General features: G+C 64.7%; 16 protein-coding genes, 1 other RNA gene and 1 pseudogene. 15 read left to right on the top strand and 3 right to left on the bottom strand.

From position 1 onward, the window contains the following. Positions 1-309 precede the first annotated feature (309 nt). The 3 genes from XAXN_RS10665 to XAXN_RS10655 all read left to right on the top strand — a co-directional run bounded on the left by XAXN_RS10665 (position 310) and on the right by XAXN_RS10655 (position 2,941). Positions 310-936 (top strand): DUF47 domain-containing protein, encoded by a 627-nt coding sequence (locus XAXN_RS10665; protein WP_054319534.1) that lies wholly within the window; start codon positions 310-312, stop codon positions 934-936. 9 nt (positions 937-945) lie between these two features. Next, on the top strand, positions 946-2,073 hold the full coding sequence (locus XAXN_RS10660) for an inorganic phosphate transporter (protein WP_054319533.1): 1,128 nt from the start codon (positions 946-948) through the stop codon (positions 2,071-2,073). A gap of 106 nt (positions 2,074-2,179) precedes the next feature. Next, complete coding sequence (locus XAXN_RS10655) at positions 2,180-2,941, top strand: YdcF family protein (RefSeq protein ID WP_054319532.1); 762 nt, start codon at positions 2,180-2,182, stop codon at positions 2,939-2,941. Positions 2,942-3,119: 178 nt separating this feature from the next. On the opposite strand, the gene XAXN_RS10650 is transcribed toward XAXN_RS10655, so the two are convergent. Further along, positions 3,120-4,619, bottom strand: coding sequence for a S10 family peptidase (locus tag XAXN_RS10650; protein ID WP_054319531.1), 1,500 nt, complete (start codon positions 4,617-4,619; stop codon positions 3,120-3,122). Positions 4,620-5,120: 501 nt separating this feature from the next. Further along, positions 5,121-7,010, bottom strand: coding sequence for a DNA topoisomerase IV subunit B (gene parE, locus XAXN_RS10645; protein ID WP_054319530.1), 1,890 nt, complete (start codon positions 7,008-7,010; stop codon positions 5,121-5,123). A 164-nt stretch (positions 7,011-7,174) separates the two neighbouring features. On the opposite strand from parE, the gene XAXN_RS10640 reads away from it, so the two are divergent. The 10 genes and pseudogenes from XAXN_RS10640 (at position 7,175) to truD (ending at position 15,236) form a co-directional block, all read left to right on the top strand. Then, positions 7,175-7,423: a hypothetical protein gene (locus tag XAXN_RS10640; protein WP_054319529.1), complete on the top strand. Its 249-nt coding sequence runs from the start codon at positions 7,175-7,177 to the stop codon at positions 7,421-7,423. A gap of 334 nt (positions 7,424-7,757) precedes the next feature. Continuing rightward, positions 7,758-9,422, top strand: a complete 1,665-nt coding sequence (gene pyrG, locus XAXN_RS10635) for a CTP synthase (RefSeq protein ID WP_054319528.1) — start codon at positions 7,758-7,760, stop codon at positions 9,420-9,422. Between the two features lie 164 nt (positions 9,423-9,586). Next, complete coding sequence (gene kdsA, locus XAXN_RS10630) at positions 9,587-10,417, top strand: 3-deoxy-8-phosphooctulonate synthase (RefSeq protein WP_054319527.1); 831 nt, start codon at positions 9,587-9,589, stop codon at positions 10,415-10,417. A 107-nt stretch (positions 10,418-10,524) separates the two neighbouring features. Continuing rightward, positions 10,525-10,769 (top strand): annotated as a pseudogene (locus tag XAXN_RS10625) (hypothetical protein). Positions 10,770-10,893: 124 nt separating this feature from the next. After that, the gene (gene eno / locus XAXN_RS10620) at positions 10,894-12,186 is read left to right on the top strand and encodes a phosphopyruvate hydratase (protein WP_054319526.1); all 1,293 of its coding nucleotides are present in this window, start codon (positions 10,894-10,896) and stop codon (positions 12,184-12,186) included. Between the two features lie 3 nt (positions 12,187-12,189). After that, the gene (gene ftsB / locus XAXN_RS10615; RefSeq protein ID WP_042822092.1) at positions 12,190-12,555 is read left to right on the top strand and encodes a cell division protein FtsB; all 366 of its coding nucleotides are present in this window, start codon (positions 12,190-12,192) and stop codon (positions 12,553-12,555) included. Further along, the gene (gene ispD, locus XAXN_RS10610; protein ID WP_054319525.1) at positions 12,552-13,364 is read left to right on the top strand and encodes a 2-C-methyl-D-erythritol 4-phosphate cytidylyltransferase; all 813 of its coding nucleotides are present in this window, start codon (positions 12,552-12,554) and stop codon (positions 13,362-13,364) included. The genes ftsB and ispD overlap by 4 nt, the downstream gene beginning before the upstream one ends. Before the next feature lie 50 nt (positions 13,365-13,414). Beyond that, positions 13,415-13,491: non-coding RNA, sX9 sRNA (locus XAXN_RS21205), on the top strand. 23 nt (positions 13,492-13,514) lie between these two features. After that, positions 13,515-14,006, top strand: a complete 492-nt coding sequence (gene ispF / locus XAXN_RS10605; RefSeq protein WP_054319524.1) for a 2-C-methyl-D-erythritol 2,4-cyclodiphosphate synthase — start codon at positions 13,515-13,517, stop codon at positions 14,004-14,006. Between the two features lie 120 nt (positions 14,007-14,126). Continuing rightward, positions 14,127-15,236, top strand: a complete 1,110-nt coding sequence (truD, locus tag XAXN_RS10600) for a tRNA pseudouridine(13) synthase TruD (protein ID WP_054319523.1) — start codon at positions 14,127-14,129, stop codon at positions 15,234-15,236. Between the two features lie 261 nt (positions 15,237-15,497). Here truD and XAXN_RS10595 read toward each other — a convergent pair whose 3' ends face one another. Next, entirely contained in the window at positions 15,498-16,037 is a 540-nt protein-coding gene (locus XAXN_RS10595; RefSeq protein ID WP_054319536.1) for a Smr/MutS family protein, read from the bottom strand. 99 nt (positions 16,038-16,136) lie between these two features. Here XAXN_RS10595 and surE point away from each other — a divergent pair, with 99 nt between their 5' ends. Both surE and XAXN_RS10585 read left to right on the top strand, forming a co-directional pair. Then, positions 16,137-16,916 carry a 5'/3'-nucleotidase SurE gene (gene surE, locus XAXN_RS10590; protein WP_054319522.1) on the top strand — a complete coding sequence of 260 codons (780 nt, stop codon included), beginning with the start codon at positions 16,137-16,139 and terminating at the stop codon, positions 16,914-16,916. Next, on the top strand, positions 16,913-17,590 hold the full coding sequence (locus XAXN_RS10585) for a protein-L-isoaspartate(D-aspartate) O-methyltransferase (protein WP_054319521.1): 678 nt from the start codon (positions 16,913-16,915) through the stop codon (positions 17,588-17,590). Before surE ends, XAXN_RS10585 begins: the two co-directional genes overlap by 4 nt. Position 17,591 lies beyond the last annotated feature (1 nt).

The following is a 17,591-nucleotide window of genomic DNA, read 5'->3' as shown; positions in this document are numbered from 1 at the left end:
CTTCTGGGTATCTCGCGCCGGGAGCGGACTTCACATCGACATTTCCCGGCTCGAACCACCCTGTGGTTTGCTAACATGCCTCCGCGCCTTCGGGCGCACAGGCCGGGCGGCAACACGGGGGGATAGGGTCGTCTTCCATAGGGTGCGCCCGAAGGCGCGGAGGCATGTTAGCAAACCACAGGGTGGTTCGAGCCGGGAAATGTCGATGTGAAGTCCGCTCCCGGCGCGAGATACCCAGAAGAGGTCATGGAACGGTCATAATTCGCGCCTGGCGCCGTTTCTCTCTCGACGGCAGGAAGTTGTCCACCCATGTTCTCGTTGCAGACCATTTTCGGTTCCGGCAAGCAGTTCTATGCGCTTCTGAACGAAGCGGCGCAGGCCGCCTACGACAGCACCAGGGCGTTGCACGCCATGATGCGCGAGTCCGACCGCCAGCCCGCGCTGGACGCCTTCAAGCTGGCCCGCCTGCGCGAACGCGCCGTCTCCGACAAGATCGGCCAGGCGCTGGTGGACAGCTTCATGACCCCGATCGAACGCGAGGACATCGAGGCGTTGGGCTCGGCGCTGTACAAGATTCCCAAGCAGGTCGAGAAATTCGCCGACCGCTACTCGCTGGCGACCAAACACCTGGAACACATCGACTTCGCCCCGCGCGCCGCGATGCTGGAGCAGGCCGCCGCGGTGGTGGTGGAGATGGTGGCCGACCTGCCGCACATGAACATCGACCGCATGACCGCGCTCAACGACAAGCTGCGCATGCTCGAAAACGAAGCCGACCGGCTGATGCTGGAGCTGTATCGCGACATCTATTCCGGCCGCCTGGACACGTTGCAGATGTTCCTGCTCAAGGAGTTCTTCGAGATTCTGGAAAAGGCCATCGACCGCTGCCGCGAGGCCGGTGTGGTGGTCTACCAGATCGTGCTGAAGAACAGCTGAGGTCGCCGCGTGCTTACCTTAGTTCTGGTGGTGATCCTGGCCGCGTTGGTGTTCGAGTTCATCAACGGCTTCCACGACACCGCCAACTCCATCGCCACCGTGGTTGCCACCAAGGTGCTCTCGCCTAGTTGGGCGGTGATGCTGGCCGCCGGCATGAACCTGATCGGCGCGCTGAACGGCACCGCCGTGGCGCTGACGATCGCCTCGGGCCTGCTCAATACCAACGTGGTCGAGGTCACCCCGCGGGTGATCCTGTGCGCGTTGCTGGGCGGCATCATCTGGAACCTGATTACCTGGTGGAAGGGCCTGCCGTCGTCGTCCTCGCATGCGTTGATCGGTGGGCTGTGCGGTGCTGGCCTGGCCGCGGCGCACAACAACTGGGACGCGCTGATCTGGTCGGAGAACATCGGCAACTGGGCCAAGAACAAGGGCCTGTTGTGGAAGGTGTTCGTCCCGATGATCACCTCGCCGATCGCTGGTTTCGTGCTCGGCATCGTGGTGATGGTGCTGCTGTGGGCGATCATCGCCGGCATGTCCAAGCTCGGCGGCCCGATCGGGCGGCTGGCGCGGCCGCGCTGGGTCAACGCGTTCTTCGGCAAGGCGCAGATCGCCTCGGCCGCGTACATGGGCTACGCACACGGGCACAACGACGCGCAGAAGACCATGGGCATCATCGCCATGACCCTGATCGGCGCGCAGTCGGCCGGTGCGCTGGACGACCTGCCGAGCTGGTTGTCGTTCCTGCATCCGGGTACCGGCCTTGCGGCCGGTGCCAGTATCCCGATGTGGATCGTGCTGACCTGCGCGGTGGTGATGGCCGCCGGTACGGCGTCGGGCGGCTGGAAGATCATCAAGACGCTCGGCCACAAGATGGTCAAGCTGCACCCCATCCACGGCTTTGCCGCAGAAACCAGCTCGGCGACGGTGCTCACCGTGGCGGCGCATTTCGGCATGCCGGTGTCCACCACGCACAGCATTTCCACCGCCATCATGGGCGTGGGTTTTGCCAAGAACCCGCGTTCGCTGCGGCTGGGCGTGATCGAGCGCATCGTCTGGGCCTGGATTCTCACCATCCCGGCTGCTGGCGGCGTGGCGTATCTGATCCTGACGCTGTTCGAGCTGTTCGGCTGGACCTGAGCGGTGCCGCGCTGCGGTCACGCACCGTCGGCAGACTGCACTGCCGTTGCCGTATCGACCTGTTCCTGGCAGGTTGCCCGCATGCCATGAGTGAGACCCTTTCCCGATGATGCTTGCCCTGGTGTGCGTGTTGTTCGGGTTTGCCTGGTTGATCGACCGCCGCGGATTGCGGCGGTTTTCCCGCGTGCTGGGCCTGGCCAGCTTGCTGCTGGTGTTCGCGGTGGGGTGCGGTCCGTTGCCCTCCTGGATGTTGCAACACCTGCAACGCACCGGGGTCAACGATTTCAACGCGTGGGGCGCGCGCAACGTCATCGTGCTGCTGGGTGCCGGCACCGTGCGCCCGGAAGGTCGCGACGCGGCGGCCGAAGCCAATCTGTTCGCCTACGGTCGCATCGTCGAATCGGCGCGGCTGTACGGGCAATGCCGGCACAGCGGGGGCGATTGCAAGATCGAGATCAGCGGCGGCGATGCACGCGGCCTGGGCCTGTCCGAAGCGGTGGTTTACCAGCGTGTCTTGCTGGGCCTGGGCATTCCGCGGGCAGATCTGATCATGGAGCCGTCGAGCATGAACACCTGGCAGAACGCGCAGTTCAGCCAGCCCTTGCTGCGCGCCTACCGGCCCGATCGCATTGCGCTGGTGTCCTCGGCCACGCACCTGCGTCGCGCCGAATTGTATTTCCGCCATTTCGGCATCGATGCCACACCGGTGCGTGCCGATTGGCTGACTGCCACGTGGTCGATCCTGCCGCAGAGCTACAACTTCACCCTGGCCGATGTCGCCCTGCACGAATACCTGGGCATTGCGCGCTATCAGGTCTACCAGTGGTTGGGGTGGAATGTGAAGGCTAGCGAGCCTGGTGCGTTGTAATCGGGATTTGGGATTTGTAACAGCTGGTGCGCTGCTAGATCTGCTTGGCTGATGTGCTTGCGACGGTGCTTGCCAGTTCCAGGTTGACGATGGCAACGCAGATGCGCGGCACTCGGAAATGATGGTGCTGCCCGATGGCCTGGTCGCCGGCCGCGTGTGCGGCCGGCGCTGGCTGCGCTCAGCGCGTTTCGTACATCGCCTTGACGTCGCTGCGGAACGCGGCCTGGCTGTCGGCGCGGTTGTAGAACATGTGGCCGCCCGGATATTCGCGCACCTGCACGCGTTTGCTGTCGCTGCCCATGGCCGGCATCTGGTCTACCGTCAGGACCGAACCCATGAACGGGCAGGAGAGGTCGTTCCAGCCGTGCGCGATCAACACGCGCAGCTTCGGATCGATCGCCACCGACTGACGCAGCTGGGTCACTGCGCCCTTGCGGAGTTCGTCGTTCCAGTCCCAGAGCTTGTTCACGTCGTAGTTGAGCGCGCGATACTGCGCATCGATCTTCCAGCCGACCACGCGGGTCACGAAGTCCACCATCGCGGTAGTAGTGGGCGCAATAATGCTGTCCAGCAACGGGTCGTTGGCGCGTTGTTCGGCATCGTTGGGAAACGGGTCGAAGGCGGTCACGTTGGAGTCGTAACGGCTGCCCAACTCCCCCTTGTCGCGAAAGACTTCGCGCAGATACGCCTGGGTTTCCAGGCGACCGCCGGAGCGCCGCACGTACGCTGGGTCCAGTCCGGTCATGCGGGTGACCTGCTGCAGCATCGCCTCATGCGCCTGCGGGTCGGTGCGTCCCTTCATCAGCGCCACCGCGTAATCGCCGCGGGTGTAGTCGATCACCTGGCGCATCGCGCTGTCGCTGAGCTGGCCCTGGCGCTCCAGGTGCGCAGCAGCGATCGAGGGAAGCGTCAGCATCCATGCCAGGGGCGACACATCGCCGTTGTCGTCCAGGGTCGGGTTGAGATACGGCGACACCAGCACCACGCCGTTCATCGCCACACCCAGCTGCGTCTGCAGGTAGTGGGTGATGCGCGGGCCGCGGAAGCCGCCGTAGCTTTCGCCGATCAGGTACTTGCGCGCCTGCAGGCGACGGTTCTTGAGTAGCCAGTCGTAGATCACCCGCGAGAGATATTCCACATCTGCTTGCGGGTTGTAGAACTGCTTCTTGGCATCGTCGTCGCCGATCAACGCGCGGCTGAAGCCGGTACCGACCGGGTCGATGAAGACCAGGTCGGTGAAGTCCAGCCACGTGCCCGGGTTGTTGCGCAGTGTGGCCGGTGCCGACGCACTGTCGCCTTCGGCACCGAAACCGACGATCTTCGGTCCGATCGCGCCCATGTTGAGATACACCGATGCGGCGCCCGGCCCACCATTAAACGCGAAGGTCACCGGGCGGTCCTTGCCATCGACGGTGTAGGCGGTGAACACCACTTCGCCTGTGGTCTTGCCCTGCGTATCGCGTACCGGCAGCGTGCCGACCGTGGCGGTGTAGCTCAGGCTACGGCCGGCCACCCGCGTGCTCTGACGCACGCGGGCGTCGGCCGGCAATGGCGCCTGTTTGGCGGCAGCTGCATCGGGTTTGGCATCGCTTTTATCGGTTTTGTCTGGCGCTTCGGCCAGCGCCGTCCCGCTGAGCAGTACGCAGGCCAGCAGGCCGGCACGGAGAAAGAAGGGCATGGGCATCGACATCGGAGCAGGGAGGTGCCGATGCTAGGCCGCTGCAGAGTCCGGTGGATGTGCAGGAAGGCATGGATGTCGCGTGCACCGCAGCTATGGGGGAGCAGGTCCCCAAAGGGTGGATGAGGTGCGGGCGAAGCCTGCTGCACCTAACTGCTGCCTGGCTTCGCCCGTAGCCTCGCCCCATCCCCTCTCCCGCAGGAGAAGGGCGTCAGGCAACGTATTCATCACCGCGGTTAAGACTCCTCGGAATCACGGCAACAACGTGCCGAGGCGGCAGCGGGGGGGCGGAGAGTGGCACTCAGGATGTGCCGCGACGGCAAGTTAGCCAGGATGTCTTCCGAGCCGCGTAGCCAGTCCCCGGCCGCGCTGACGCCCCTTACCGAAGCCAGCAACCGATCGCCCGCGCGTGCACGTACCCTCACTCCAATCCTCACCCCACCCCCTTGCCGACGGGAAAGGGGCTTTCGCTTCTTGGGGCTTCTGAAACTCCCGGTATCCTCAAACTTCCAGCGAGGCCAGATCGCCCTTGGTTTCCAGCCACTGCTTGCGGTCGCTTGCGCGCTTTTTGGCCAGCAGCATGTCCATCAACGAACGCGTCTGCTCGCCGTCGTCGATGGTCAGCTGCACCAGCCGACGCGTGTCCGGGTGGATGGTGGATTCGCGCAGCTGCTGCGGATTCATTTCGCCCAGGCCCTTGAAGCGGGTCACGCTGATCTGGCCCTTCATCTTCTCACGCGCGATCTTGTCCAGCAGCGTGGTCTTTTCTTCTTCGTCCAGCGCGTAGAACACCTGCTTGCCCACATCGACACGGAACAAGGGCGGCATCGCCACGAAGACGTGGCCGGCAGCGACCAATGCGGGGAAATGCTGCAGGAACAGCGCCGTCAACAGCGTGGCGATATGCAGGCCATCGGAGTCGGCGTCGGCCAGGATCACCACCTTGCCGTAGCGCAGCCCGGTGATGTCGTCCTTGCCCGGGTCGCAACCGATCGCGATCGCCAGGTTATGCACTTCCTCGGAGGCCAGCACGCTGCCCGAAGCCACTTCCCAGGTGTTGAGGATCTTGCCGCGCAGCGGCAGGATCGCCTGGAAATCCTTGTCGCGCGCCTGCTTGGCCGAGCCGCCGGCAGAATCGCCTTCGACCAGGAACAGTTCGGTACGCGACAGGTCCTGGCTGATGCAATCGGCCAGCTTGCCGGGCAGGGCGGGGCCCTGGGTGACCTTCTTGCGGACGATCTGCTTTTCGGTCTTCAACCGTGCGCTGGCGCGATCGATGGCGATCTGCGCGATCTTCTCGCCGATCTCCACGTTCTGGTTGAGATACAGGCTGAAAGCGTCATGTGCGGCGCCCTCGATGAAACCGGCAGCCTGGCGCGAGGACAACCGCTCCTTGGTCTGCCCGGAGAACTGCGGGTCGGTCATCTTCAGGCTGAGCACGAAGGTGACGCGGTCCCAGACATCTTCCGGCGCCAGCTTGACGCCGCGCGGCAGCAGATTGCGGAAATCGCAGAACTCGCGCAGCGCATCGGTCAGGCCCGATCGCAGGCCATTGACGTGGGTGCCGTGCTGCGCAGTCGGGATCAGGTTGACGTAGCTTTCCTGCACCAGCTCGCCTTCCGGTATCCAGGCCGCGGCCCAGTCCACGATCTCGGTGTCTTTCTTCAGGCTGCCCACGAACAGCTCGGCCGGCAGCAGTTCGTGCTCGGCCATCTCACCTTTCAGGTAATCGCGCAGGCCGTTTTCGAAGTACCAGCTGTCCTGCTCGCCGGTTGCCTCGTCGTGCAATTTGACGGTCAGCCCGGGGCACAGCACGGCCTTGGCGCGCAGCAGGTGTCGCAATGCACGCACATTGAATTTGGGCGTATCGAAATACTTGGGGTCGGCCCAGAAACGCAGCCGCGTTCCGGTATTTTTCTTGCCGACGGTGCCGACCACTTCCAGCTTGGACGCAGCATTGCCATCGCGGAACTCCATGCGGTGCTCGCTGCCCTCGCGCTTGATGAACAGCTCGACCTTGGTCGACAGCGCGTTGACCACGCTCACGCCCACGCCGTGCAAGCCACCGGAGAAGGTGTAGTTGCGGTTGCTGAACTTGCCGCCGGCATGCAGCCGGGTCAGGATCAGTTCCACTCCCGGAATCTTCTCTTCCGGGTGGATGTCCACCGGCATGCCGCGGCCGTCGTCGGACACCTCGCAGCTACCGTCTCTATACAACGTGACTTCGACCTGCTTGGCGTGGCCGGCCAGCGCCTCGTCGACCGAGTTGTCGATCACTTCCTGCGCCAGATGGTTCGGGCGCGCGGTGTCGGTATACATGCCAGGACGGCGTTTGACCGGGTCCAGGCCCGACAGCACTTCAATATCGGCGGCGTTATAACGGGTGTTCATGTATCTCGTTGGCACGTGAAACGACGCGCAAGTGTGGGGGCTGAGCCGATTTTTTGCACGCGACCGGCGTTCAGTGGGGGGCCGGGCAGCATTGGCTACCCTGGCGTTGGTTTCGAAATCAAACGTCCCCACCTGAGGATGTCACCGAAGCCAAAGAGGACGCCATGAAGTTCAAGCACATACTGATGCTCACCCTCGGTGCGGCCGCAGTCGCAGCGCTTCCCGCCATGGCCCAGGCGGCTCCACAGCAGACCGGACAGGGCGCCGCCGCTCAGAAGGCCGACGACGCCAAGGCCAAGACCGAAGCAGAGCGCAAGGCCGAACGCCGCGCCGCCGCTGCCGCTGCCGCGCAGAAGCCCAAGGCCGATAGCGCTCAGCGCGAGGAAGAGGAAGAAGAAAAACCTGCACGCTGATCGCGCGGACTAGCGACCAGGTGTCACGAACGCCCCGGCATTGTCGGGGCGTTCGCTTTCAGGGAGCCTAAGTTAAGACGACTCAGCAGTCGACCTGCTGGGCTTGGCCGGTACCTGGAACTGGCATGTAAAGCGCGTGCATGCCGTTTGCTGCATGGAGCCTGTTCCTGCAAAGGGTCCGCAATTGCCTGGCGGCCGCCCATCATGTCTGTCAGTCGATCGGGCCCTGCGCGGCCTGCACTGTTTCAACCGGTGATGACCTCGTCGTCACGCAACCCTTGGGCATTCGCCCGTCACCCGCTAAACTATGGCTTTCCGGGAGGCTTCAAGCCCCATGACCCCCCTGATTTTCGTTACCGGCGGCGTAGTGTCCTCGCTAGGCAAGGGCATTGCCGCCGCTTCGCTTGCGTCCATTCTTGAAGCGCGTGGCCTGAAGGTCACGATGATGAAGCTGGATCCGTACATCAACGTAGACCCGGGCACGATGAGCCCGTTCCAGCATGGCGAGGTCTACGTCACCGACGACGGTGCTGAAACCGACCTGGATCTGGGTCACTACGAGCGTTATGTGCGCACGCGCCTGTCGCGCAAGAATTCGGTGACCACCGGCCGCATCTACGAGAACGTCATCCGCAAGGAGCGTCGCGGCGATTATCTGGGCGCCACCGTGCAGGTGATTCCGCATATCACCGACGAAATCCGTCGCTGCATCGACGAGGCCACGGCCGGGTTCGATGTCGCGCTGATCGAGATCGGCGGCACCGTTGGCGACATCGAATCGCTGCCGTTCCTGGAAGCGATTCGCCAGGTGCGCACCGAGCGCGGCGCTGAAAAGGCCATGTTCATGCATCTCACGCTGGTGCCGTACATCGCGGCGGCCGGTGAGTTGAAGACCAAGCCCACACAGCATTCGGTCAAGGAACTGCGCTCGATCGGCATCCAGCCGGACGTGCTGCTGTGCCGCTCCGAGCAGGCGGTGCCGGATTCGGAGCGCCGCAAGATTGCGCTGTTCACCAATGTCTCCGAGCGCGCGGTGATCAGTTGCCCGGATATCGACGTGCTGTATGGCATGCCGCTGGAGTTGCTGCGCCAGGGACTGGACGAACTGGTCATCGAACAGTTCAAGCTGCGCGACAAGGTCGCTGCCGCCGATCTATCGGAGTGGGCGGCCGTGGTGGATGCGGTCAAGCATCCGCTGGACGAGGTCAACATCGCCGTGGTCGGCAAGTATGTCGATCACCAGGACGCCTACAAGTCGGTGGCCGAAGCGCTGCGTCATGGCGGCCTGCGTCAGCGCACCAAGGTCAACCTGAAGTGGCTGGAAGCGCAGGATCTTGAGGGTAGCGACATGTCTGCCTTGCAGGATATCGACGGCATCCTGGTGCCGGGTGGTTTCGGCGACCGCGGTTTCGAGGGCAAGGTGCAGACCTCCAAGTTCGCGCGCGAGCACAAGGTGCCATACTTCGGCATCTGCTACGGCATGCAGGCGGCAGTGGTGGACTATGCGCGCCACGTCGCCGAGCTGGATGCAGCCAACAGCACCGAGAACGATCGCCAGTCGCCGCACCCGGTGATCGGTCTGATCACTGAATGGCGCACTGCCACCGGTGAAGTCGAAAAGCGCGACGAAAAATCCGACCTGGGCGGCACCATGCGCCTGGGCTTGCAGGAGCAGCGCCTGAAGCCCGGCACGCTGGCGCGCGAGGTCTACGGCAAGGACGTGGTGGCCGAGCGTCATCGTCACCGTTACGAGTTCAACAACCGCTATCGCACCCAGCTGGAAGACGCCGGGCTGGTCATTTCCGGCAAGTCGATGGACGACACCCTGGTGGAAGTGGTGGAGTTGCCGCGCGACACGCACCCGTGGTTCCTGGCCTGCCAGGCACATCCGGAATTCCTGTCCACCCCGCGCGACGGGCATCCGTTGTTTATCGGCTTTGTGCGTGCAGCGCGCGAGAAAAAGGCTGGCGGCAAGTTGCTCAAGGAAGCGCGTGCGTGATTTGTGCCTTCTCCCCTTGGGAGAAGGTAGAAGGTGCCCAGAAGGGGCGGATGAGGGTGCGGGCGAAGCCCCACGCACCAAACGCGTCAACTACTACGTGCCAGCCTTACCCTCACCCCAACCCCTCTCCCGATGGGAGAGGGGCTTTATCAATTGGTGACCTGATGAAACTGTGTGACTTCGACGTTGGGCTGGATCAGCCGCTATTCCTGATTGCCGGCCCCTGCGTGATCGAATCGATGCAGCTGCAGCTCGACGTGGCCGGCAAGCTCAAGGAGATCACCGGCAAGCTCGGCGTCAACTTCATCTTCAAGTCGAGTTTCGACAAGGCCAATCGCACCTCCGGCACCAGTTTCCGTGGCCCGGGCCTGGAAGAAGGTTTGAAGGTGCTGGATGCGGTCAAAAAGCAGATCGGCGTGCCGGTGCTCACCGACGTGCACGAATACACGCCGATGAACGAAGTTGCGGCCGTCGTCGATGTCCTGCAGACCCCGGCATTTTTGGTGCGCCAGACCGACTTCATCAAGAACGTCTGCGCCGCCGGCAAGCCGGTCAATATCAAGAAGGGCCAGTTCCTGGCGCCGTGGGACATGAAGCCGGTGGTGGACAAGGCCAAGTCCACCGGCAACGAGCAGATCATGGTCTGCGAGCGTGGCGCGTCCTTCGGCTACAACAATCTGGTCAGCGACATGCGCTCGCTGAGCGTCATGCGCGACACCGGGTGTCCGGTGGTGTTCGACGCCACCCATTCGGTGCAGTTGCCGGGCGGGCAGGGCAGCAGTTCCGGAGGTCAGCGCGAGTTCGTGCCGGTGCTGGCGCGCGCGGCGGTGGCGGTCGGGATTTCCGGGCTGTTCGCCGAAACCCACCCGGATCCGTCCAAGGCGCTGTCCGATGGTCCCAATGCGTGGCCGCTGGACCGCATGGAAGAACTGCTCGAAACCCTGATGGAGCTGGATGCCGTCACCAAGAAACACGGATTTGCGCGCTTTGCGTGAGTTCTGATCAGCGCGCGGTCGCTGCGGCGCACCGCCAGGGCCGGCGGTGGCGCCACGGGCCGTGGGGCTGGTGGGCACTGGCCACGTCGATCGCGGCGTGGGCGTGCATGGTGGGGGTGGTCTTTCTGTTTGCCGCGAGCATCGGCATGCCGGGCGATGGTGACCATGCCATGCAAGCCACGCGGCTGCCGATGCGCATCACGCTGACGATGGCCACGATAGCCGCTGTCGGAAGCCTGGCCACCGGCTCGGCGCGTTGCGGCTGGGTCGCCAGCCTGGTGCGGCGATCGCCGCGCTGATCTTGCTGTTGCTGCTGCTGTCTGGGTTGTCGCTGTTGGGCTTGATGGCCTAGCGGTCCGCCCGCGACGCGCTGCGTATGGCTGCTGCATGCGATTTGGCAATGGACCGGTGTGCAGCGATAATCCGGCAGCTTGTTTCCGGTGTACTTCCCCCCTTACTGGTAACCGAACGGACCTATGACCACTATCGCCAAGATCCTCGCCCGCGAAATCCTCGACTCCCGCGGCAATCCCACGCTGGAGGCCGAAGTCACGCTGGACGACGGTTCGTTCGGCCGCGCGGCCGTGCCGTCGGGTGCCTCGACCGGTACCAAGGAAGCGGTGGAGCTGCGTGATGGCGACAAGACCCGCTACCTGGGCAAGGGCGTGCGCCACGCGGTGGACAACGTCAACGGCACCATCGCCGAGACGCTGAAGAACTTCGATGCGGCCGACCAGCAGGGCCTGGACCGTCGCCTGATCGATCTTGACGGCACCGAGAACAAGGGCCGCCTGGGCGCCAACGCGCTGCTGGGGGTCTCGCTGGCTGTCGCGCATGCCGTGGCCGCCTCGCGCAAGCAGCCGCTGTGGCAGTACCTGTCCACCATCACCGAATCCGACGTGGCCCTGCCGGTGCCGATGATGAACATCATCAACGGCGGCGCGCATGCCGATAACAACGTCGACTTCCAGGAGTTCATGGTGCTGCCGGTCGGCTGCGCCTCGTTCTCCGAAGCGCTGCGCGCCGGTACCGAAATCTTCCATTCGCTCAAGTCGGTGCTCAAGGGCCATGGCCTGAGCACGGCGGTGGGCGACGAAGGCGGCTTTGCGCCGGACTTCCGCAGCAACGTCGAAGCGCTGGACACCATTCTCGAAGCGATCGGCAAGGCCGGTTACACCGCCGGCGAAGACATCATGCTGGGCCTGGACGTGGCCTCCAGCGAGTTCTACGACAACGGCAAGTACAACCTGGTCGGCGAGAACAAGCGCCTGACCAGCGAGCAGTTCGTCGACTTCCTGGCCGACTGGGTGGCGCAGTACCCGATCATCAGCATCGAAGACGGCCTGGCCGAAGACGACTGGGCCGGCTGGAAGCTGCTGACCGAGCGCGTCGGCAAGAAGGTGCAGCTGGTAGGCGACGACCTGTTCGTTACCAACCCGAAGATCTTCAAGCAGGGCATCGATTCGGGTACCGCCAACGCGATCCTGATCAAGGTCAACCAGATCGGTACGCTGACCGAAACGCTGGAAGCCATTGCGATGGCGCACGCGGCCAACTACGCCTCGATCGTGTCGCACCGTTCGGGCGAAACCGAAGACACCACCATCGCCGACATCGCAGTGGCCACCACCGCCACGCAGATCAAGACCGGCTCGCTGTGCCGCAGCGACCGCGTCGCCAAGTACAACCAGCTGCTGCGCATCGAGCAGGCGCTGGGCTCCGGCGCGCGTTACGCCGGCCGCGACGCGTTCGTTTCGATCAAGCGATAAGCCGTGCGCAACTGGCGCTGGCTACTGCTGGTGCTGGCGGTACTGCTGGCTTGGCTGCAGTACCGCTTCTGGTTCGGGCCTGGGAATTCCGGCGAAGTCATGATGCTGGAAGCCCAGGTTGCGCATCAGACACAGGACAACGAAGGTCTGCGCCAACGCAACCAGGCGTTGGCAGCAGAGGTGAAGGATTTGAAGGACGGCGAAGCGGCAATCGAGGAACGCGCGCGCAGCGAGCTGGGCATGATCAAGCCGGGCGAGACGTTCTACCGAGTGGTCGAGGATGCGCCGCTGCCGGCCCCTGCATCGCCTGACGCGACGCCCCCCGCACATCAAGCGCCTGAGCCGATCGATCCGGTGGATCACCCATGACCGGCTCCATTTGGGCAATCGTGCCGGCCGCCGGGCGCGGCACCCGTTTTGGCGGGCCGCTTCCCAAACAATATTTGCAGGCCGGCGGTCAGCCATTGATGGCGTACACGCTGGCGGCGCTGGCGGCGCATCCGGCGCTGGCCGGCATTATGGTGGCAATCGCCCCGGGCGATGCCGATTGGCCCGGCTGGACCGCAGTGCAGTCCAAGCCCGTGCTGACCTGCCTGGGGGGAGCGACCCGCGCAGCCTCGGTGTTGGCTGGCCTGCTGGCCTTGCCCGAGAGCGTGCGTGCCGACGATTTCGTGCTGGTGCACGATGCCGCGCGGCCGAATCTGGCCCTGACCGATCTGGAGCGCCTGCTGGAAATCGGTCGCGGTGACCCGGTCGGCGCAATCCTGGCTGCACCGGTGCGCGACACGCTCAAGCGGGCCGGCGACGATGGCGGTATCGACGGTACCGAGCCGCGCGAACGCCTGTGGCGCGCACTCACGCCGCAGTTGTTTCGTCGCCATCAACTGATCCGTGGACTCACCGAAGCGGCGGCGGCCGGTGTCGAGGTCACTGATGAAGCGATGGCGATGGAGCGGATGGGGCTGCGCCCGTTGCTGGTGGAAGGCGCCGAAGACAACTTCAAGGTGACGACCCCTGCGGATCTGGCGCGCTTCGAATTCGAATTGGCACGCCGCGGCATTGCCGTCGATGCCGACGCGCTGCAGGCGCAGGTCGCCGCTGCGCAGGTCAACCCGCGCGACGCTGCAGCGCAGCTCGCTACCGTCGGCAACGGCAACGACGCCTCTGAGAGCGGATAAGGCGACTGCGTTCACAGCCAGGAAGGCGCGAGGCCGGTGCGCGGTACGGCATGTACAACGCATGCGTTGCGGCTCCAAGCGCGCTGCCCGCACCTAACTGACGACTGCTCGCGACGTATTATTTTCCACCTCAATCATCACAGGTTCTCCATGTCCTTTAATTTCCGAATCGGCCAAGGCTACGACGTGCATGCATTCGGCCCCGGCGACCACGTGATGCTTGGCGGCGTGCGCGTGGCGCACAGCCATGGCGTGCTCGCCCATAGCGATGGCGATGTGGTGTTGCACGCCCTGTGCGATGCGATGCTGGGCGCGCTGGCGCTGGGCGATATCGGCCGGCATTTCCCGCCTTCCGATGCACGCTGGAAAGACGCCGATAGCGCGCAGTTTCTGCAGCATTGCGATGGCTTGCTGCGCGAGCGCGGCTGGCGCGTCGGCAATGCCGACATCACCGTGATCTGCGAGCGCCCCAAGGTTGGCCCGCATGCGGTGGCCATGCGCAAGCGCATCGCCGGCCTGTTGGCGATCGAACTCGATGCGGTCAGCGTCAAGGCCACCACCAGCGAACAATTGGGCTTCACCGGCCGCGGCGAAGGCATCGCCGCACAGGCCGCGGTGTTGCTGGGCAGGATCGCTGCATAATTTGTCCCGACACGCGCAGCGCTTGGCGCCGGAGTCGGCGCCGATGCTGCCAGACGCAATCACCGCGCCGAACGACTCGGTGCACAGCGCGCCAGCTCCGGCGCGAAGGCGAACCACACCATGAGCGAGACCTCTTTGCTGCCGCGTGCGCATGGTGCCGCCGTGCTCAGCGCGGCGATGCGCAGCACCCCGGACGACTTTCAGGTCGACGAGCTACCGGCTTTCGAGCCCTCCGGCGAAGGCGAACACCTGCTGCTCACCGTGCGCAAGCGCGGCCAGAACACGGCCTATATCGCCAAGAAGCTTGCGCACTGGGCTGGCATCGCCGAGATGGGAGTGAGCTATGCGGGCCTGAAAGATCGTCATGCAGTGACCACCCAGCGCTTCAGCGTGCATCTGCCCAAACGCATCGCGCCGGATATCGCCGCGTTGGATGATGCGCAGATGCAGGTGGTCCACAGCAGCTGGCATAACCGCAAGCTGCAACGCGGTGCGCTGCACGGGAACCGCTTCGTGCTGACGCTGCGCCAGGTGCAGGGCGAGCGCGAGGCGATCGAGCACCGGTTGCAGGCGATTGCTGCGCGTGGCATCCCCAACTGGTTCGGCGAACAACGCTTCGGTCGCGATGGCGCAAATGTGGCGGCTGCGCTGGCGATGTTCGGTCATGTGCAAGCTGCCGATGGAACGTTGCTGCCGGCGCCCACATCCAGAAGGCGGCTACGCAACGATCAGCGCTCGATGTTGCTGTCGGCAGCCCGCTCGGAGCTGTTCAATCGGGTGCTCGGCGCACGCGTGGCGCAGGGCAGTTGGGATAGCGCATTGCAGGGCGAGGCGTGGATGCTGGACGGCTCGCGCAGCGTCTTCGGCCCGGAACCGTGGAGCGAGGCCCTGGCAGAGCGACTGGCGCGTTTCGATATCCATCCCAGCGGGCCCTTGTGGGGCGCTGGCCAGTTGCGCTCGGCCGATCAGGCGGCAGCGGTAGAGCAGGGCGCGTTGTCCGACCCGCCATCCGTGGCGCTGCGCCAGGGCCTGGAAGCTGCGGGACTGAAGCAGGAGCGCCGCGCACTGCGCTCGCGACCACAGGGGCTGGACTACCAATGGCTGGAGGCGCAGACCCTGCAGCTTGCCTTCGCGCTACCCCCTGGCTGCTATGCCACCGCAGTGCTGTGGGAATTGGGAGAGGTCACCGATGCAGGTCGCTTCAACGCCGGTGTGCCGTCTGAGGAGTGACTGGGTGCGGCTGTCGGTCGGTCGCATCGCGCATCGTCGATCGCGATCCGGTCATGCTGCTCGCGTAGGCGCGCCCTTGGCCGCAACGACCGCCACCATGAGGCCGATAGTCGCGGCGCTGACCGGGACTCAGCTGCACACGGTTGCCAACGAAGCATCGCACGCATCAATGCGATTCGCGCATGCCTTACGTTCCCCTCAACGGATCAACGCGTGCAATTGCACTTCAACGCCGCGAGTCATGCGCTCGTCGCAATCGGCCTAGCGCCGCGCCAGCAACACCAGCAGCGCCCCGGTACCGCCCTGCGTCGGCGGCGCCGAATGAAACGCCAGCACATCGTTGCGTTGACGCAGCAGTCGGTCCATGAGGTTCTTCAGCACAGGCGCACCGTTGTCCGATCGCATTCCCTTGCCGTGGATGATGCGCACGCAGCCATGCTCGTGCGCGTGTGCTTCCAGCAGGAACTGGCGCAACAACGACTCGGCCTGCGCTGCGGTGGCGCCGTGCAGATCCAGTTCGTCCTGCACCGAGAATTGCCCGCGCTTGAGCCGTTGAAATAGGCGGGTGGGAAGATTCTCGCGCCGATAGCTGGCGGTATCGCCCGCTTCCAGCGGCGCGCTGTCGCGCAACAGACGCGCAAATTCGGTGTGCGCTTGCGCCTCGTCGCGCTCGGCCATGCGCGCGCGCGGCTTGGGGCGCGGCTTGGCGTTGGCCGGTGGGGCGACTTCACGAATCGGCTTGACCGCGCCGATCGCTGCGCGGAACAACGCGCCGTCGTCTTCGTCTTCAGGATGCGACATCTGCACAGCGTACCCGGTCCAAGCGCAGACGCACGCGAAGATCAAGCGCGAAGGCGCGGGACGCATCCGGTATCATGGCTCGGTTTTCCGAGGAGTCCCATGCGCGTACTGGTTAGCAACGACGACGGTGTCGACGCCCCCGGCATCCAGATATTGGCCGAGGCGCTGCGCCATGCCGGTCATGAAGTGATGGTGGTCGCGCCCGACCGCGACCGCTCCGGCGCCAGCAATTCGCTGACGCTGGATGTGCCGATCCGCACTCGCCGCATCGACGCGCAGACCTGCGCGGTGGCCGGCACACCGACCGACTGCGTGCATCTGGCGCTGACCGGCATGCTGGATTACGACCCTGACATCGTGGTCTCCGGGATCAATAACTCGGCCAATCTGGGCGACGACGTGATCTATTCGGGAACCGTATCGGCCGCGATGGAAGGCCGCTTCCTCGGCTTGCCGGCAGTAGCGGTGTCGTTGGTCACGCACAATCACCAAGCGCATCACTACGCCACCGCCGCGCGCGCTGCGGTGGAAATCGTGGCGCGCCTGAAGGCCGACCCGTTGCCTGCTGACACCATTCTCAACGTCAACGTGCCGGATCTGGCATGGTCGGATGTGCTCGGTTTCGAAGTCACCCGTCTCGGCAACCGCCACCGGTCCGAGCCCTGCGTACCGCAGCGCGATCCGCGCGGCCGCACTGTTTACTGGATCGGCCCAGCCGGTCCCGAACAGGATGCCGGCGCCGGTACCGATTTCCACGCCGTGCGTACCGGACATATCTCGATCACGCCAATCCATGTCGATCTCACCCGCTACCAGGCACTGGACACCGTTGCCGGCTGGGTGGGTGGACTGACCGCAGCGCTGGACTGTCCGGCATGACGCCCAGGCTGCGCCTGCAACCGGAATCGGTCGGGATCGGCATGACCTCGCAACGCGTGCGCGACCGCCTGGTCGAGCGCTTGCGCGAGGCCGGCATCCAGGACGAGGCCACGCTCAACGCGATGCGCACCGTGCCGCGGCATCTGTTCATCGATGAAGCGCTGGCCTCGCGCGCCTACGAAGACACCGCGCTGCCGATCGGCCATGGCCAGACCATCTCCCAGCCGTGGGTGGTGGCGCGCATGACCGAGGCGGTGCTGCAGGTGACCCCGACCAAGGTGCTCGAAGTGGGCACCGGCTCCGGCTACCAGGGTGCGATCCTGGCGGCGCTGGGGTTGGAGGTCTACACCGTCGAGCGCATCGGCGACCTGCTGCGGCAGGCGCGCAAGCGCTTCCGGCACCTGGGCATGAATGTGCGCAGCAAGCACGACGACGGCCGCATCGGCTGGCCCGAGCATGGTCCGTACGACGCCATCGTGGTGACCGCTGCTGCACCGGCGTTGGTTGATGCACTGGTCGATCAACTGGCGGTCGGCGGGCGCCTGGTCGCGCCAGTCGGGGGGGCTTCCTCGCAATCGTTGGTGCAACTCACCCGCGGGGCCGATGCCGCAATCGAACAACAGGTTCTGGCGCCGGTCACGTTCGTCCCGCTGTTGTCGGGCATGCTGGATTGAA

The organism is Xanthomonas axonopodis (genome assembly GCF_001304695.1).
Lineage (GTDB): Bacteria > Pseudomonadota > Gammaproteobacteria > Xanthomonadales > Xanthomonadaceae > Xanthomonas > Xanthomonas axonopodis.
This window is presented reverse-complemented; position numbering and strand designations above follow the sequence as displayed.

What these genes read in the sequence shown, in the direction of transcription:
- parE (WP_054319530.1), bottom strand. Translation starts at nt 7,010, where the DNA reads ATGAACACCCGTTATAACGCCGCCGATATTGAAGTGCTGTCGGGCCTG.
- XAXN_RS10655 (WP_054319532.1), top strand. Translation starts at nt 2,180, where the DNA reads ATGATGCTTGCCCTGGTGTGCGTGTTGTTCGGGTTTGCCTGGTTGATC.
- surE (WP_054319522.1), top strand. Translation starts at nt 16,137, where the DNA reads ATGCGCGTACTGGTTAGCAACGACGACGGTGTCGACGCCCCCGGCATC.
- ispF (WP_054319524.1), top strand. Translation starts at nt 13,515, where the DNA reads ATGTCCTTTAATTTCCGAATCGGCCAAGGCTACGACGTGCATGCATTC.
- truD (WP_054319523.1), top strand. Translation starts at nt 14,127, where the DNA reads ATGAGCGAGACCTCTTTGCTGCCGCGTGCGCATGGTGCCGCCGTGCTC.
- XAXN_RS10585 (WP_054319521.1), top strand. Translation starts at nt 16,913, where the DNA reads ATGACGCCCAGGCTGCGCCTGCAACCGGAATCGGTCGGGATCGGCATG.
- kdsA (WP_054319527.1), top strand. Translation starts at nt 9,587, where the DNA reads ATGAAACTGTGTGACTTCGACGTTGGGCTGGATCAGCCGCTATTCCTG.
- ispD (WP_054319525.1), top strand. Translation starts at nt 12,552, where the DNA reads ATGACCGGCTCCATTTGGGCAATCGTGCCGGCCGCCGGGCGCGGCACC.
- pyrG (WP_054319528.1), top strand. Translation starts at nt 7,758, where the DNA reads ATGACCCCCCTGATTTTCGTTACCGGCGGCGTAGTGTCCTCGCTAGGC.
- XAXN_RS10640 (WP_054319529.1), top strand. Translation starts at nt 7,175, where the DNA reads ATGAAGTTCAAGCACATACTGATGCTCACCCTCGGTGCGGCCGCAGTC.
- XAXN_RS10665 (WP_054319534.1), top strand. Translation starts at nt 310, where the DNA reads ATGTTCTCGTTGCAGACCATTTTCGGTTCCGGCAAGCAGTTCTATGCG.
- eno (WP_054319526.1), top strand. Translation starts at nt 10,894, where the DNA reads ATGACCACTATCGCCAAGATCCTCGCCCGCGAAATCCTCGACTCCCGC.
- XAXN_RS10650 (WP_054319531.1), bottom strand. Translation starts at nt 4,619, where the DNA reads ATGCCCTTCTTTCTCCGTGCCGGCCTGCTGGCCTGCGTACTGCTCAGC.
- XAXN_RS10595 (WP_054319536.1), bottom strand. Translation starts at nt 16,037, where the DNA reads ATGTCGCATCCTGAAGACGAAGACGACGGCGCGTTGTTCCGCGCAGCG.